A 16105-nucleotide genomic window follows, 5' to 3' on the forward strand; every position below is an offset into this window, starting at 1 on the left:
AATTTGATAACATTGGCCTTCTTTGTCATTGGGGTATTATTCGTAAAAAACAACTTCACCATTGGAAACATCATACATGGCGCCAACAACTTTTATTTCGCCATTTTCTTCCATTTCAGTTAGAACAGGGCTGTGCTTACGTATATTGTCCATAGTTAAATGCACATTCTTTTCAGCCACTTTGTCTACAAAATCAAGGTTTTTGGAATTTCTTAAATTCTCATCGGAAGGCTCTGTAACTGCCTCCACTGCAGGTTCTATCTTATTGATCAATGCGGTAAGATTACCCAATCTTGCATGATCACAAGCTCCTTTTATAGCACCACAGCTTGTGTGGCCCAAAACAACGATCAGTTTGGTTCCTGCTAGTTTACAGGCAAACTCCATACTCCCTAAAATATCTTCGTTGACAAAGTTACCGGCTATTCGAATGCTAAAAATATCACCAAGACCTTGGTCAAAGACCAATTCGGCAGAAACCCTGGAATCGATACAACTCAAAATGGTTGCAAAAGGAAATTGACCTTCACTTGTATCGTTAACCTGTTCCAGTAGGTTTCTATTGGCTTTTAAATTACCTTGAAATCTTTGGTTGCCCTCTTTCAAATATTGCAACGCCTTGTTCGGTGTCATTGTTGCTTGGGTTTCTCTTGTATGTGCTTTCATATTTATCTATTTTAATTATGCGATTTTTAGTGTTGTGTTAAAACTGTAATGGGTGTGTTTTTCCCCGGTTACCAAAAGGTTAATATCTGATTTTCTTACCATATCATATATATTCAACAGTCTGGAAAGATTTTCTTTTTCCTTATTTACTCCATCCAAAAACAAGAGATCGATATTACTTTTGGATAAATAGACAGGAAGATTATTTACTGTATTTTCATTCTGATCAAAGACGTATTGAATGGTCTTGAGCCCTAATGAATTTTCAGTTTGTGGTAGATCGTTTGAAGATTCAACTATGTTAAACGATTTCATAGCACCTTTTGCATGTAAAAAGAGTTCTTCTGTAAAAGGCCCATTAAATAATGTTTCGGAACAATTTATGGAGCCTATGCCTATCTTCATACCTGGTTCCAGGCCTTTGTCATGTGGAACGATCAAGACAGTGCCCTTAAAAACACTTAGGACAAAGTTTATGGTTCTATTTTCAGCCGTATTAAAATGTTTGCTCTTGTGCCTTCCCAAAACTATTACGTCAGGGTTATTTTCGTGTAGATACCTATCAATCTCATTTCTAATATTGCCAAAGGTACTGGAATAATTAACAGGTACCCCGTAATTTTTAATTATGGGCGATAATATGTCCTTCATACGTTTATTGGCCAGCATATATTCACGATTTAAGGAGCGCATGGCCGATAATTGATTTTCTTTCTCCATAACCGCCGTGGGCTTTGTTACGGTAAACACTTCAATTTCCCCATTGATCATGTGGGCTAAACTAATGGCACTCTTTAATAGGCAGGATATATCTTCTTGTAAATCCGTGAATAAAGCTATTTTGTGTTTGTTTGTTTTCGTGTCCATTAGCTTAAACTTAAATTAGATTTGGGTCTTGTTTTAAAGAACTCTGTAAAACTTAGCGGGTTTTCAACTACCCCGCGCTTGGAGATGAGTTGAATGTCTATATTGCGCTCTTTCGCCTTAACCGAAAAATCGTCTAGAATTTCAATAATATCAAGATCTAGATATCTTGTCTTTAGGAGATTTATCTCTAGATAGGTGTCCCTTGGCAGGCTATCCAATTCTTTAAGAATGGCACCTTTATTAAAAAAGGTTACTTCTTCTGCAAGGGTCATTTTTATCCTGTGCTTTCCATTACTTACATCTTCCATATGAAGAAAATGGGAGTTCTGATAGCTTTTCAATAGGATAACCACAATGCCTACCACAAGGCCAAGACTTATGCCAACAAGTAAATCTGTAAAAATGATACCAAATACGGTAACCGAAAATGGCACAAACTGCTTCCAACCCAATTTGTACATTTTCGTAAAAAGTGCCGGTTTGGCCAATTTAAAGCCCACGACAAAGAGTATGGCCGCCAAAACCGAGAGGGGTATCATATTCAATAATTTTGGAATAAGAATAACCGAAATAAGTAATAGGAAGCCGTGAAATATAGCGGATAGTTTTGATTTTCCACCTGATTGGATGTTGGCAGAACTTCTAACGATTACTTGGGTAATGGGCAGGCCTCCAATTAATCCGGATATAATATTCCCCGTACCTTGTGCAAGCAGTTCGCGGTTGGCCGGTGTAACATTTTTTTCAGGATCCAACTTATCGGTGGCCTCAACACATAATAGTGTCTCAAGGCTGGCAACCAGAGCAATGGTAAATGCGGTTATCCATACGTCAGGGTTCGTTACTGCCGCGAAATTTGGAAAACTGAACTGCCCGAAAAAAGAAGCGGCATCTTCTGGGATTGGTACACTTACCAAGTGATCGGAAGAAATTGCCAAATAGGTACTGTTTTGCGTTAAAACAAAAAATATGATGCCTACTGCAACGGCAACCAAAGGCCCTTGGATAAGCTGGAAAATCTTTCCTTTTTTGGAAAGTACCTTATCCCATAACAATAATATGGATAAACCAACAATGGCTACCAGCGTTGCTCCGGGGCTAATATTGTTTACGGTATTTAGGATTTCTGAAAAGGTGTTCTCTCCATCTACTTGAAAAAAGGCCCAATCCCCTTCGGGGTCCGGATCGTAACCAAAAAAATGAGGAATTTGTTTTAGTATTATAATAATACCTATACCTGTCAGCATACCTTTAATTACAGATGAAGGAAAATAATATCCAATAATTCCAGCTTTTAGAATTCCGAATACCAACTGAATAATTCCACCCAGTACCACCGCGACCAAGAAGTTTTCAAAACCTCCCAATGCACCAATGGCCGTTAATACTATGGCGGCCAGACCAGCGGCTGGTCCACTAACACCAATTTTGGAGCCACTTAGCGCTCCAACCACAATACCGCCGATTATACCGGCAATTAAACCTGAAAATAAAGGGGCCCCACTGGCTAGGGCAATACCCAAACAAAGGGGTAACGCAACAAAGAATACAACGACACTTGCGGGAAGGTCGCTTTTAAAATTTTTGAACATATATAAAAAAATAATTTGGTCCTTAATGGAAATCAAGGACACGTTTTAATTAATCGAAAAAGTTTAACTTAACTGATAGGATTAACTAATATGTTCAGGGGGTGGTAGTAGAATTTTTTGGGTGAAGTTAATATGTCCCATGGGGCAATATATACCCATTGTAGATTTTTGGGACAGGGCTATTAAAGAAAAATCTGTGGAACTATCGTTAACGAATTTCTCCTGTAAGGGAGATTTCTTACCCGTTTCCTGCTGTTCCTCTTCGTTAAGGTTGGTAACAATAACGGGATTGTCAACATCTAGTAAAGTGATTGCGCTCGGAGCCACTATGGCAAATAGCCAAAGGGATAGTAAAAGTATACGGGCAAAAACTTTCATAGAATTACAACTTATGGCAAATATAACACCAACGGTTTTATTAGACGTTAAAGAAATACTAAAAATCCTTAAGGATTTTTATATCCTCTGCTGGAATCCAACCCGTGGTGCCATCGGAAATTTCAATTTTTTTCCAGTCATTTAATTGTTCCAGTACATTTACCTTGGTACCGGCGTGTAAATTAAAAATGGCCTGACTTCTATCGTTGGGCTCGGATTTAATGCCAACTTCTTCCGAAAAAACTATGGCAGGTTGTTCCGATTGAAAATTAGAGAATTGTAAATAGGCCACTATTACTGCCAGCACTGTCAACAGAAGAAAAATAAGGCTGCATATAAAGGCTATTCTTTTTTGGGAAGAAAATGTGAAATAATAAAAGGCGATATAACAGCATACAAAGAGCATCATAAAGCCAACTGCCACATAGGCCCATTGGTCAAATGAGAGATATGTAATAAATTTTTTGTACAATTTGGAAATTGCGGTCTGGGGAAGGGGCTCAATGGCATCCAAAGTCATATTTTGTGCATAGGCCAAATTATTCTTAATGTCGCTATCATTTGGTTTTAATAATAGCGCCTTCTCGTAGTAATAGATACTGGGGGCAATTTTGTTAAGTTTGTAATAGGTATTTCCCAAATTGAAATAGAGTTCTGCCGAATGCTCCCCATTTTCCAATATCTTTAAATAATTGTTAGCAGCTTTTGTATATTCTCCTTGGTTGTAAAATGTAGTAGCGTCGTTAAACAGTTGTTCGTTTTGGGAAAATCCCAAGGTACATACCAAATAGGTTAAAATAGTTAATACACGTACCATTTCTTAAATTTGTTTATCGAGTTGTGAAATAACCTCGCTCGCTTTATTGTAATCCTGTTGCATTTGGACATCAGAGAATGGGCTATATCTAGCCATTTCGCAATTTTGTAATAAGCCTAAGAAACCCTCCCTGGTAGTTTCGTCCACATTTTTTTCATTTAATAAAGAGGCTATTTTATCCTTGCTGAATTCTGATGTCTCTATTTTAAGTTTGGCCTTCAAATAATTGTGCAGCGCCTTTTCCAAGGCCACATAAAATGATTCTTTGGATCCTAAGGCTTTTTTGGCTGCGGAAAGGTATTTCTTTGCCAGTTTATTGGCACGTTTAATTTTGTTTCCTTCCACATCACTGGCAATGGCCTCTCTTTTTTTACCAAGGAAGATTGCCAGGGGAATTAATAAAACCGGAAGCAGCAACCAAAGAAAAAAGCTGGTAGACCCAAAAAAGTTTTGATTGTTGATGGCTGATAGATTTGGTTTTATCTTATTGAATACAAATTGATCTCCCGTAGCCACAACCCTTTGTTTATTATGGGAAATAGGACCATTGTTGTCTGCGGCTGCGCTAGTGGGGCCTTCCAGAACATTGATCATAATTTCTCCGGAGCTTAGGGTTTGATATTTTTCAGTCTTTGGGTTGAAAAAGCTAAAGGCTATACTGGGAATGGGATATTTGCCCTTAAATGTAGGAACAACCGTATAGCTATTGCTTACATTTCCCTCCATACCAGATAGGGTAGTACGAACACTTTCATTGAACTCCGGGTCATATACTTCCAAGGAACTTGGGAGATTCAAACTTGGAATTTCGAAAAGTTTTAAATTTCCCTTACCACTTATGGCTACTTTGGCCTGAAGGGATTCGGATGCGTTAAGATGCGTTTTACTGGTGGTCACCGAAAATTGGAATTCTCCTACTGCACCACTAAAATCGGCAGGTTTGCCTTGTGTAGGCAAAGGTTTCACATTAATGGTCCTATTGCCTGCGGATACGGTCTTGTTGGTTTGGGCAAATATTCTTCCTCCAAAGAAATCCCGTTTGTTGGTAGGGACCTGAAGACTTACATCCAGGGAAAGCGGTTCAATTTCCAATTCTCCCGTTCTCTGTGGATATAAAACTACCCTTTTCAAGATTACGGATCTATAGGATTTGCCGTCATAGGTAGTATTCTGTACATCGTATTTGGTGACCGGAATATCCTGGCTCCAAAAATTGTTGTATTTTGGGTTGTCCAGCGCCCTAAAGTTGGTTACGTCTATGGAAGGACTTGCGTATAGTTTATATACCACGGTAACCGCTTCATTTAAATATGGGCTGGTTTTGGATATTTCGGCTACTAGATGTAAACTTTCATCGGCAACATCATCCACCGTTTTTTCACCGTCCGGTCTTTCAACGGCAGCGGTAACCTCTACCTCCTTGGGGAGCGATTTGTAGGTTTCCCCCTTGATGACAATGGTGGCCTGCTTTATAGTGAATTTCCCCCTTGCCGTAGGTGCCAAGGTATAGGTGTATGTTTTGGAAAAGCTCCTTACTCCGTTTACCCAGGAGGAACTAATGGACTGTGATGGTCCCATAAGTACCCTGAACCCCTCAAAATCGGGAGGAACAAAATTATCCCCATCCCTGTTCATGGTAAAGTCTACCCTGAGACGTTCGTTAATGCCCAACACATCCTTGCTGAGATTCATTTCGAAGGTAACGGTTTCATTATTCTGGGCATGCAAGAACAGGCCGAGGAACAACAATGAAAATAACGATATGTATCTTTTAATGTTCACGTGTATTACCAGTCTTTTTCATTTTGAATTTTTGCACCCTTTACTTTTTGTGCATCAATTTTTTCCTGTACTTTTTTCTCTTCGTTCTGCATGGCCTCCAACAAATTTTTCACTTGTTGGGGAGATAATTGGTTAGGCCTTGGTTGTTGTTGCTTCTGCTCTTCTGCCTTATAAGGCTCGTCGTTTTTCTCTTCATCCTCTCCTTCACCTTCTTTATTGTCTTCTTTCTCTTCTTCTCCCTTATCACCTTCCTCTTTATTCTTGTCGTCCTGGTCCTCTTTTTGGTCTCCTTTATTGTCTTCGTTCTGGTCCCCTTCCTTTTTATCCTCGTTCTGGTCCTTCTGATCTTTTTGGTCTTCCTGGTTCTGGTCGTCCTTATTCTGGTCGTTTTTTTGTTCTTCTTCCTGCTGTTTTTTCAGCATTTCCTTGGCCAAAGCCAAATTGTAACGGGTCTCCTCATCCGTAGGGTCATTTCTCAAAGCTTCCTTATAGGCATCTACCGCTTTTTGGTACTCTTTGTTCTTCATAAAGACATTGCCCATGTTATGGTAGGCCCTGTGCTTGTCTTTTTTGTTGGTGGCATTTTCTCCTGCCTGCTTAAACCTGCCAAAGGCTTCGCTATAGGTTTCGTTTTCATAATAGGCATTTCCCAAATTATAGGGTGCAATACTACTTTCCGCATTCTTGGAGATGGCCCTCCTATAATTGGCTTCGGCATTTACAAAATCACTTTCGGAAAGGTCTTTGTTTCCTTCCCAAGTAAAATTGTTGGCAATTTTAAGGGATTTCTCTTTTTCCTTATCCACTTCCTGAGCTTGGACAAGGCCTCCGATCAATATAATGATAAATGCTATCTTTTTCATAATCCTTCTACGCTTATCGCTCGTTAAACAGATTCAATTTTTTAAGCCATTTGGTTTTCCTGTCCAGGACAAAAATGTCTAAAAATAAGAATAAAAGCCCTGCGGCCAAAAACCATTGGAACTGATCTTTGTATTCGGCAAATTGTTTGGCCTCAAATTCTTTCTTGTCCATCTGGTTCAATTGCTCCTTGATGAAGGCAACCGCTTCTTCCGTGTATTCCCCGTTTATGTATTCCCCATTGCCCTCGTCGGCGATTTCTTGAAGTACCTCTTCATTTAATTTTGTAATGACCACTTCACCTTGGCTGTCTTTTTTTAGGCTTTCAACAATACCGTTTCTTTTAAGGGGTATGGGAGCTCCCTTTGTTTTTCCTACCCCAATGGTAAAAACCCTTATTCCTTCATTGGTAGCATCTTCAACAGCATTGGTCACATTGCCTTCGGAATGGTCTTCTCCGTCCGAGATAATGAAAAGCACACGGTTGGTTTGTTCCTCATCGTCATAATAGGTCGATGCCAATTCGATTGCTTGGTCAATGGCCGTTCCTTGGGAGGAAAGCATATCGGTATTCATGTTTTGCAAAAACATTTTGGCAGCCCCGTAATCGGTTGTTATGGGAAGTTGGGGAAATGCCTGTCCGGCATACGCTATAATTCCAATTCTGTCACTCGCCAATTGATTGATGATTTCGGAGACCAAACGTTTTGCTTTTTCCAATCTATTGGGGGCTATATCCTCGGCCAACATACTTTTGGAAACGTCTACGGCAAATACAATATCGACCCCCTCCCTCTTAACCGTTTCCAATTTGGTTCCGATCTTTGGGTTGACCAAGGCCATGGTTAAAGAGGCTAATCCCAATAAAATAAAAATTAATTTTAAGGTGGATTTAAAGTTGGATCTATCCGGAGTCAATCGCTTTAAAAGAGAAAGATCGGCAAATTTTCTTTGTGTACTTTTTTTCCAAATTTGAAGGAGTACAAAGAGAACTACCATCACTGGAATGATGGATAACAGATATAAATATGATTTTTCGTCTAACTGAATCATTTTGTATTCTTCCTTTTTAAATCAATTCCCCGGAAACCTAGTTCCTTGTTATTAGATAAAACTCCTGAACAGGGTGTTCCTTGCCAGCCATTCCAACAAGAGCAAAACCCCTGCCAAATAGACCCAAGGTCTAAATTTTTCTTCGTATTTGTAGTATTTAAACTCTTCTACCTCAGTTTTTTCCAACTTGTTTATCTCTTCGTAAATAGCCTCTAGTTTTTTGTTGTCGGTAGCCCTAAAATACTGCCCGCCGGTTGTTTCGGCAATAGATTTCAAAAGGCTTTCGTCTATTTCCACTTCCCGCATTCCATATCGGAAAGATCCGTCGGCATTATATGCTATGGGAGACATGGCGTTTCCATTGGTCCCAAGACCAATGGTGTAGGTTTTGATGCCGAATTCCACTGCCAAATCTGCGGCAGTTTGGGGCTCTATAAACCCCGAATTGTTTACTCCGTCCGTGAGTAGTATTATTACTTTGCTCAAGGCTTTACTTTCCTTCAGTCTATTTACCGAGGTGGCAAGTCCCATCCCAATAGCTGTTCCATCATTTAATTGCCCATAAGTTATTTCGTCCAAAGCCCTTAAAACTATGGATTTATCACTAGTAATAGGCGTTTTGGTATAGCTTTCGCCTGCATAAGCCACCAAGCCGATCCTATCGTTTGGTCTTTCGTTAATAAAATCGGCCGCTACTTTTTTAAGCGCTGCCAATCTATACGGCTTTAGATCTTTTGCCAACATACTTGAGGAAACATCGATGGCCATAACAATATCGATTCCTTTTGTAGTTTTGGTCCTGGTGGAGATATCCTCGGTCTGTGGTCTCGCCATGGCAACTATGATCGCCGCCAATGCCAACAAGCGCATAACAAACAACGCCGGTTTTAATTTGGGCAATATGCTGCCTTTGGGAAAGCCCTTGATGCTCGACATTTTTAAAGAAGCGGTCTGTTCCTTTCTTTTAAAGAAATACCAAAGCATTGCCACTGGAAGTAATAATAACAACCAGAAAAACTGTGGGTTCGCAAAGGAAATATTCTCAAACATCTATAAGCTCGTTTTTACTTCTACTGAGTTCAAAATTCGGTCTACTATCTGGTCTGCATAATTGTCATCTGCCAACCATGTCAAGATTATATTTTGCTGAAAACCTTTACCGCCAAAAAATAGGACCACATAGTTCCCGGAGATCAATTCCTTGGATTCGGGCACGGCAAATTTTCCACTTCCGTACAGTTTAACCCCTTTAACCCCTGAGAGGGTAGAAAAAGCTTCTTGCTTGGTAGTGATGTTCTTGGCGCCCTGATTTTCAAAATTTTTCAATATCTGTTCGGAGGCCTTTTCAAAATCAGGTTCCTCCGGTTGTGCCAGGGTAATGGAGGTGGCACCAATGGTAAACAGTCCAATGGAGCTCCTATAGGCAAATCCCTGCATTTCCTTGATAGAAGCTTTGACTTCTGGTGGGAGTTTTACGGCTTGTCTCAACAGGACTTTTGGGGTGTATAGACTAATGGGTGGGTAACCGTAATCGCTTTGTACCCATTCCCCTTCCAATAATTCTTTGGTCGGGTGTCCCAAAACCGTATCTTTTACCTGTCCAAATCCGTAGTAACCTATTGCCGCTACAGTTGAAAATAACAGCACAAGGACCGTAGTGACAGCAATGATCACCAATTTTTTCTTGTGTTTCTTGCGTTCCAACTCTTCCAAATATTCTTCCTGTTGCAACAATTCCTCTTCAGTGGGCTCCGGAATGGCCTCTTTGGTCTTGATTACAATCTGCTCCACAGATTTTCTATCCTGTTCGGCTACGGAGGACTCCGGCTTGGATTTTGCAAATTTCACCAAATCGGAGGTCTGTAAAACTTTTTTGAACTGTTGTATGGTCTCCTGGTCCAGTTTCAATTGACCAGCATCCTTCATCATCTCCAATTTATCTATCAATTGGTCCGTAGTGCTTTCCAATGCAGTGACATGAACATCTTCTTCCAGATAGGAACGAACAATGTCCGTTAATTCGGAATAATAGGATTTATAATCGTCCTGGATTAAATATTTTGATTTTTCCAATTGTTTTAAACCAAGGATAGCACGGTCAAAAGGAGGCAATAGGGCTACTTTTTCCTCTTCGCTCAATGGCTTTTTCCTGAAAACGAACCAATATAAGGCCGCCCCGGCCAGTATCAAAAAACCTAGTACCCAAAGGAGAATTCTCCAAAGTGCCCCGTTGGATTTTTCCACATTGATAATGGGCTTTATATCGTACATCTTCTGTGCCAAGGTATCTACCGGTACTGTAGCAACATCAATTTTTATGGAATCCGTGAAAAACGGTTTTCCGTTTATCATAATCTGTTGTCTTGGCAGGGTGTAGGAGCCTGAATCAAATTGGGTAAGGGCATAGATCTTCTGTAAGGTCATCCTATCCAATTTTTTAACGGTATCGGTCTTTAGGGCCTCTACGGTTTCCAGAGGGGAAAAGGTTTGGCCTTCCGGGAAGATTACCTGGGCGGTTGAATCTGTTTCCACGGTGACCTTAAAATTAATCTGCTCACCAATCTTTATATAGGTCGTATCCACCCCGGACACAATGGTGGGGGTGTTCTGGGAAAATCCATGTGTCGAAGCAAATAGCAGACACAATGCAATATATCGCAAAAAATACGAATAACTATTTATAATGCTCAAATTTAAGTTCCTCATTTAAATCAACCTCTTCTCTTAAAATAGCCCAATAATTTCTTTACATAACTTTCATCTACCCTACAGCTCAATACGCCACAACCTGATTTGGTAAAAGTTTCCTGAAAATAGGCAACACGCTCACTATAGTGTTTGCCATAGGCCAACCTTACCTTTTTGGATTGGGTATTTACCAATTGAATTGCTCCCGTTTCGGCATCCTGCATTTGCACCATGCCTATATTGGGAATGTTTTCCTCTCTTTCATCAAAGACCCTAATTCCGGTAAGATCGTGCTTTTTACCAGTAATACGCAAGGTTTGTAGGTAATCATCGGTAATAAAATCCGAGAGTACAAAAACAATGGCTTTCTTCTTCATTACGTTGGTCAGGAATTTAAGCGCAGCGCCCAAATTGGTCTTAGTACTCTTGGGCGTAAACTCCAGTAATTCCCGTATTATTCTAAGGGCGTGACTTTTTCCTTTTTTAGGGGGAATGTAAAGTTCCACTTCATTCGTAAACAAAAGGAGTCCAACTTTATCGTTGTTCTGAAGTGCCGAAAATGCCAGCGTAGCGGAAATTTCTGTAATGACTTCCTTTTTAAATTGATTGCTGGTGCCAAAAAGTTCTGAACCACTCACATCTACCATTAACATCATGGTAAGTTCCCTTTCCTCCTCGAATACTTTTACATAGGGTTCGTTATAGCGTGCGGTTACGTTCCAATCTATGGACCTAACATCATCGCCAAATTGATATTGGCGTACTTCGCTAAAAGTCATACCCCTACCCTTAAAAGTCGAATGGTATTCCCCTCCAAAAATATGGTCGGAAAGACGCCTCGTCTTTATCTCGATCTTGCGAACTTTTTTTAATAATTCCTTGGTATCCATTTTCAGTTTGCAGTTTGCAGTAAAAAGTATTCAGGTACAGTTTTAAGGATTAAAGTCCATAAGCTGTAGTCGGATAACTGTAGACTGATTAAGGTACTTCAATTTCGTTTACGATCTTGTTTATTATTTCTTCCGAAGTAATGTTTTCTGCCTCGGCCTCATAGGTAATACCGATCCTATGGCGCAAAACGTCATGGATTACTGCCCTTACATCTTCCGGAACAACGTAGCCCCTTCTTTTTATAAAGGCGTAGCATTTGGCAGCTACGGCTAAATTGATGCTACCCCTTGGCGAGGCTCCGAAACTAATCAAAGGTTTAAGGCTTTCTAAATTATATTTTTCCGGGTATCGGGTGGCAAAAACAATATCGAGAATATATTTTTCAATTTTCTCGTCCATATACACATCCCTTACCGCCTTCTGGGCACTGAGAATCTGTTTAACGCTAACAACGGGTTTTACCTCTTCATATGCGCCCTTAAGGTTTTGTCTGATAATTAATTGCTCCTCGCTAAGTTTAGGGTAATCTATAACTGTCTTTAGCATAAATCGATCCACTTGCGCCTCCGGTAAGGGGTAAGTTCCTTCTTGTTCCACCGGGTTTTGTGTAGCCATAACCAAGAAAGGCTTGTCCAGCACAAAAGTTTCATCACCTATGGTAACCTGCTTTTCCTGCATGGCTTCCAAAAGGGCCGATTGCACTTTGGCAGGGGCACGGTTAATTTCATCGGCCAAAACAAAATTGGCGAATATGGGCCCTTTCTTAATGGAAAAATCGTTCAATTTCATATTGTAGATCATGGTACCAACAACATCTGCCGGCAGAAGATCTGGTGTAAATTGAATTCTGCTAAAGCTTCCTTGTACTGCTTTCGCCAAGGTGTTTATCGCCAAGGTTTTTGCCAAACCTGGAACACCTTCCAATAGAATATGGCCTTGCCCTAAAAGTCCAATAAGCAATCGCTCCACCATATGTTTTTGTCCTACGATTACTTTGTTCATTTCTAAAATAAGTAGGTCGATAAAAGCACTCTCTTGGGCAATTTTCTCGTTCACGGCACTGATATCTACCGAAGTATTTTCTTCCATATAATCCTTTGTTTTGTTTTGTTTACAATGGTTAACACCAAAAGTGGATGCAAATTGAAAATTTATTTAGTTATTGGCTGTTAATGTATGGTTAAAAGTTAAGCAATGGGTCCAGTTTTATGAACTATTTAAGGGAATTATTCATAATTTCACAAACATATGAAAAATAAAACATCTTATTTTAAATTCCTTATAGGTACAATTACGTGTGGCAATTGAGGTAGCGGGCTTGCTGCAGGGAAAGGATCTATATTAACTGGTCGTTCAAAGGTACAGAGGAATACCACTGCCAATTAAGCTGATATTTATGGCTCACTTGGCAATTTATCGGTTTATGAAAACACCTCTTATTCTGCAGAAATAGTTCATGGACAATTTGGCCTTAAATTGCCTCCTTTTCCAATCTGACGGATGCGGTAATGAAGGCCTTGGTTATAGCCCATTTTTGGGGGAATTGTTTTTTTCAATTGGCTAGGGGAGTAAGGCAATAGGACGTTTTAAATGCGGACCAACCGCATTGACGGAAATAAAATAAAGAGCTAATTTTATGATTATTACCAGTAATGAGAAACCAACAGCATTTATAACGGGGGCTACAAGCGGAATAGGACTTGCAACCGCCAAACTTTTTGCCTCCAATAGGATTAATTTAGTTATTTGCGGCAGGCGGGAAAAGCGCCTGAGCGAGCTTAAAAAGGAACTGTCCAGACATACGAAGGTTTTTACTTTGGAATTTGATGTACAGGATAAAAAAGCAGTTTTTGAAGCAATAGCTTCCCTTCCGGAAGAGTTTTCCGATATTGATATTCTAATCAATAATGCAGGCAATGCCCATGGCCTGGATTCCATAGAGGAAGGAAGTGTGGATGATTGGGAGGCAATGATCGATATTAACGTCAAGGGCCTTTTATATGTTTCCAAGGCCATAATGCCGAAAATGATCCAGAAGAAGTCGGGCCATATTATAAATATTGGCTCCATTGCGGGAAAGGAAGTGTATCCCATGGGCAATGTGTATTGCGCCAGTAAATACGCTGTGGATGCCTTGAACCAGGGGATGAGAATAGATTTAAACAAATACGGTATTAGGGTTGGGGCCATTCATCCGGGATTGGTGGAAACGGAATTCAGTAAGGTCCGGTTTAAGGGCGATAATGGCAGGGCCTCGGCAACTTATAAGGGTTATGAGCCGTTGCAACCTGAAGATATTGCGGATGTTATCCATTTTATGGTTACTAGGCCTTCCCATGTAAATATTGCAGATTTATTAATTTTGCCTACGGCACAAGCGAGTGCTACTATTGTCAATAAGAAATTATGATCAATAAACGCCTGCTCGTAAAAAACCTATTGGCCCATAATGATGAGAATAGCTTTTATGATAAAAAGCGTTTTATAGATATAGGACAAAGGGAGGGGAAGGCCAAATTTTTGAAACATGTCTGTGCTCTTGCCAATAGCAACCCTCAGAATAATTCCTTTATCGTAATTGGGGTAGAGGATGTAGACAATGAAATTGTGGGGGTCGATTTTTTTGATGACAGCAAGATCCAGAACCTAGTAAACGCCTACTTGGACAATCCCCCACGGATTACTTATGAAAATATTCCATTTCCGCATTTGCCTATGGGCAAAGTGGTTGGCTTGGTAACTATCAGGTCGAATGGGAAAGTTTGTTCATTGCGAAAAAATATCTGGAAGTATTATGGGGGATCGGTATTTTTTAGGGACGGCAGCATAAGTATGCCAAAGGCTTATGGGATTGAGTTGACGGATGTAAATGCAGATGTTGTGGCAACCATTGAAAAGCATGCCAAAAACAATATTGAACTTACCTTGGATGGCGTAATCGATTTTTTAAACGAAAGGCATAAGGATCTGACCAGTAATTATAAGGTTTTTAAGGAGCAATTTGTAGTTTGTTGGGCGGGGCATCAGAAAAAAGTAAAGGATGAAACCTATTATTCCCGTGTGGATATTGAATTGATCAATGAACAGGTGAAGTTGTTTTTTTCGGAGTTTGATGAAATTACGATAACTTATGATGAAAATTCCTTTACTACCATAGAATATGTGCAGCTGGGGTTAAGCAGCCAACAAAAATATTATCCGTTGGAAAAAGTGGTAATAACCTTTTCTGATAATGGCACCTATACCATTCAAAGCGATTTGATATTTGAACCTCCCTTATACGATAAAAAAACGCTACATCATATATATAACACCAATGTGGCAATCCTTAAGAAAATTGAAAAGAAAGTTCCTTTGACCCCAAATGAGGAAAAGGACTTGGACTTGTTGTCCGATACGTTTTTAATTTGCTATGTCAATGGCTTTGAGGAAGCCAAGGATATTATGGAAGATGCCAAGCCGGTAATGAAAAAGTACGATCTTCCGGTGTATCAATCCATAAAAGAATCCCTTCGCATCATTAGGAAGATGAAGTATAATTAGGGGTTATCGGCCATAATATTTATAACTGGTCCAATTGCTGCTGCGTGGGCAGAGGTTCTATGGCCCCGTAATTTGTGGTCGTAATTGCACCGGCCTTATTGGCTAGTTGTACCATGTTTTCCAAAGGTCCGGAATTGGACAAAAGGGTGTCCAAGTTGGTGGCCAGGGCAAGTTGTTTCAACAAGCATCCAATAAATGCATCGCCTGCACCCGTGGTGTCGACGGGACTTACCTTAATGCTCGGAATTATTTTTTGAATTGAAGGCGTGCTTAAATAGGTACCCTCACCACCTAGTGTAACCGTAATGATTTTGGTGCCCAGTTGATGCAAAAAAGAACATGCTTCCTCTATGTTTTGCTTTCCGGAAAGTAATTGTGCCTCTTCCAAACTAAATTTACAGAGATGGGATTTTTCAATAAAAGGGATACATTTTTGTACAAAAATGTTTTCTGTTCCTTTCCAAAGATCTGCCCTAAAATTAGGATCGAAGGATATAAAGCTATTGTTGGTTGTGGCTTCTTGAAGATAACGCAAATAAGCATCCTCCAGACTGCCCCCCAAAAAGGAGGTGGCGGCCCCAAAATGCACAATCTGATCCTTGAATAGTTTGCTAAGGCGGCGATCGTATGTTAATTCTTTGTCCGCTCCACGGCTAAAAACAAAATCGCGCTCGCCATCTTCTGCTAGCGAAACAAAGGCCAGGGTAGTAAAAGTATCGGACCGCTGTGCCAGGGAAACGTCCACCTGTCCTTTTGTTAAGGTATTGATTAAAAAAGTGCCAAAGGGATCTTTGCCAACACATCCAATGAAATAACTTTTGCCTCCAAGTTTGGATATTGCCGAGGCCACATTTGCCGGGGCACCACCAGCTTTTTTTGTAAAATTGTTGGCTTTTGCCAGGTCGTTACCTTGCTTTTCCGCTACAAAATCTATTAATAATTCCCCTATACAGAAAACGTTTTTCAT

At 40.1% G+C, this 16105-nt stretch carries 15 protein-coding genes; 2 read left to right on the top strand and 13 right to left on the bottom strand.

Annotated elements, in window-relative coordinates:
* Nucleotides 1-36: 36 nt before the first annotated feature.
* The 12 genes from C7972_RS01210 to C7972_RS01265 form a co-directional block, all read right to left on the bottom strand.
* On the bottom strand, nt 37-666 hold the full coding sequence (locus C7972_RS01210; RefSeq protein ID WP_110354381.1) for a carbonic anhydrase family protein: 630 nt from the start codon (nt 664-666) through the stop codon (nt 37-39).
* 15 nt (nt 667-681) lie between these two features.
* Entirely contained in the window at nt 682-1533 is an 852-nt protein-coding gene (locus tag C7972_RS01215) for a universal stress protein (protein ID WP_110354382.1), read from the bottom strand.
* Nucleotides 1533-3125 (bottom strand): SulP family inorganic anion transporter, encoded by a 1593-nt coding sequence (locus tag C7972_RS01220; protein ID WP_110354781.1) that lies wholly within the window; start codon nt 3123-3125, stop codon nt 1533-1535. The genes C7972_RS01215 and C7972_RS01220 overlap by 1 nt, the downstream gene beginning before the upstream one ends.
* An 81-nt stretch (nt 3126-3206) precedes the next feature.
* Nucleotides 3207-3503, bottom strand: coding sequence for a hypothetical protein (locus tag C7972_RS01225; protein ID WP_110354383.1), 297 nt, complete (start codon nt 3501-3503; stop codon nt 3207-3209).
* A gap of 58 nt (nt 3504-3561) precedes the next feature.
* Nucleotides 3562-4320 carry a tetratricopeptide repeat protein gene (locus tag C7972_RS01230; RefSeq protein WP_110354384.1) on the bottom strand — a complete coding sequence of 253 codons (759 nt, stop codon included), beginning with the start codon at nt 4318-4320 and terminating at the stop codon, nt 3562-3564.
* A gap of 3 nt (nt 4321-4323) precedes the next feature.
* Entirely contained in the window at nt 4324-6102 is a 1779-nt protein-coding gene (locus tag C7972_RS01235; protein ID WP_110354385.1) for a BatD family protein, read from the bottom strand.
* Nucleotides 6103-6107: 5 nt separating this feature from the next.
* The gene (locus C7972_RS01240; RefSeq protein ID WP_110354386.1) at nt 6108-6965 is read right to left on the bottom strand and encodes a tetratricopeptide repeat protein; all 858 of its coding nucleotides are present in this window, start codon (nt 6963-6965) and stop codon (nt 6108-6110) included.
* A gap of 13 nt (nt 6966-6978) precedes the next feature.
* Nucleotides 6979-8016, bottom strand: a complete 1038-nt coding sequence (locus C7972_RS01245; RefSeq protein WP_110354387.1) for a VWA domain-containing protein — start codon at nt 8014-8016, stop codon at nt 6979-6981.
* 51 nt (nt 8017-8067) lie between these two features.
* Nucleotides 8068-9066: a VWA domain-containing protein gene (locus C7972_RS01250; protein ID WP_110354388.1), complete on the bottom strand. Its 999-nt coding sequence runs from the start codon at nt 9064-9066 to the stop codon at nt 8068-8070.
* Entirely contained in the window at nt 9067-10722 is a 1656-nt protein-coding gene (locus C7972_RS01255; RefSeq protein WP_110354389.1) for a hypothetical protein, read from the bottom strand.
* A 5-nt stretch (nt 10723-10727) separates the two neighbouring features.
* Nucleotides 10728-11594, bottom strand: a complete 867-nt coding sequence (locus tag C7972_RS01260) for a DUF58 domain-containing protein (RefSeq protein WP_110354390.1) — start codon at nt 11592-11594, stop codon at nt 10728-10730.
* 88 nt (nt 11595-11682) lie between these two features.
* Nucleotides 11683-12684: a MoxR family ATPase gene (locus C7972_RS01265; protein ID WP_110354391.1), complete on the bottom strand. Its 1002-nt coding sequence runs from the start codon at nt 12682-12684 to the stop codon at nt 11683-11685.
* Nucleotides 12685-13231: 547 nt separating this feature from the next.
* Here C7972_RS01265 and C7972_RS01270 point away from each other — a divergent pair.
* Together C7972_RS01270 and C7972_RS01275 are read left to right on the top strand one after the other, a co-directional pair.
* Entirely contained in the window at nt 13232-14005 is a 774-nt protein-coding gene (locus C7972_RS01270; protein ID WP_110354392.1) for an SDR family NAD(P)-dependent oxidoreductase, read from the top strand.
* Nucleotides 14002-15138 (top strand): ATP-binding protein, encoded by a 1137-nt coding sequence (locus C7972_RS01275; RefSeq protein WP_110354393.1) that lies wholly within the window; start codon nt 14002-14004, stop codon nt 15136-15138. Before C7972_RS01270 ends, C7972_RS01275 begins: the two co-directional genes overlap by 4 nt.
* A gap of 19 nt (nt 15139-15157) precedes the next feature.
* On the opposite strand, the gene C7972_RS01280 is transcribed toward C7972_RS01275, so the two are convergent.
* Nucleotides 15158-16105, bottom strand: coding sequence for a carbohydrate kinase (locus C7972_RS01280; protein WP_110354394.1), 948 nt, complete (start codon nt 16103-16105; stop codon nt 15158-15160).

Origin of the sequence: Arenibacter sp. ARW7G5Y1, assembly GCF_003201775.1 — a bacterium.
GTDB lineage: Bacteria > Bacteroidota > Bacteroidia > Flavobacteriales > Flavobacteriaceae > Arenibacter.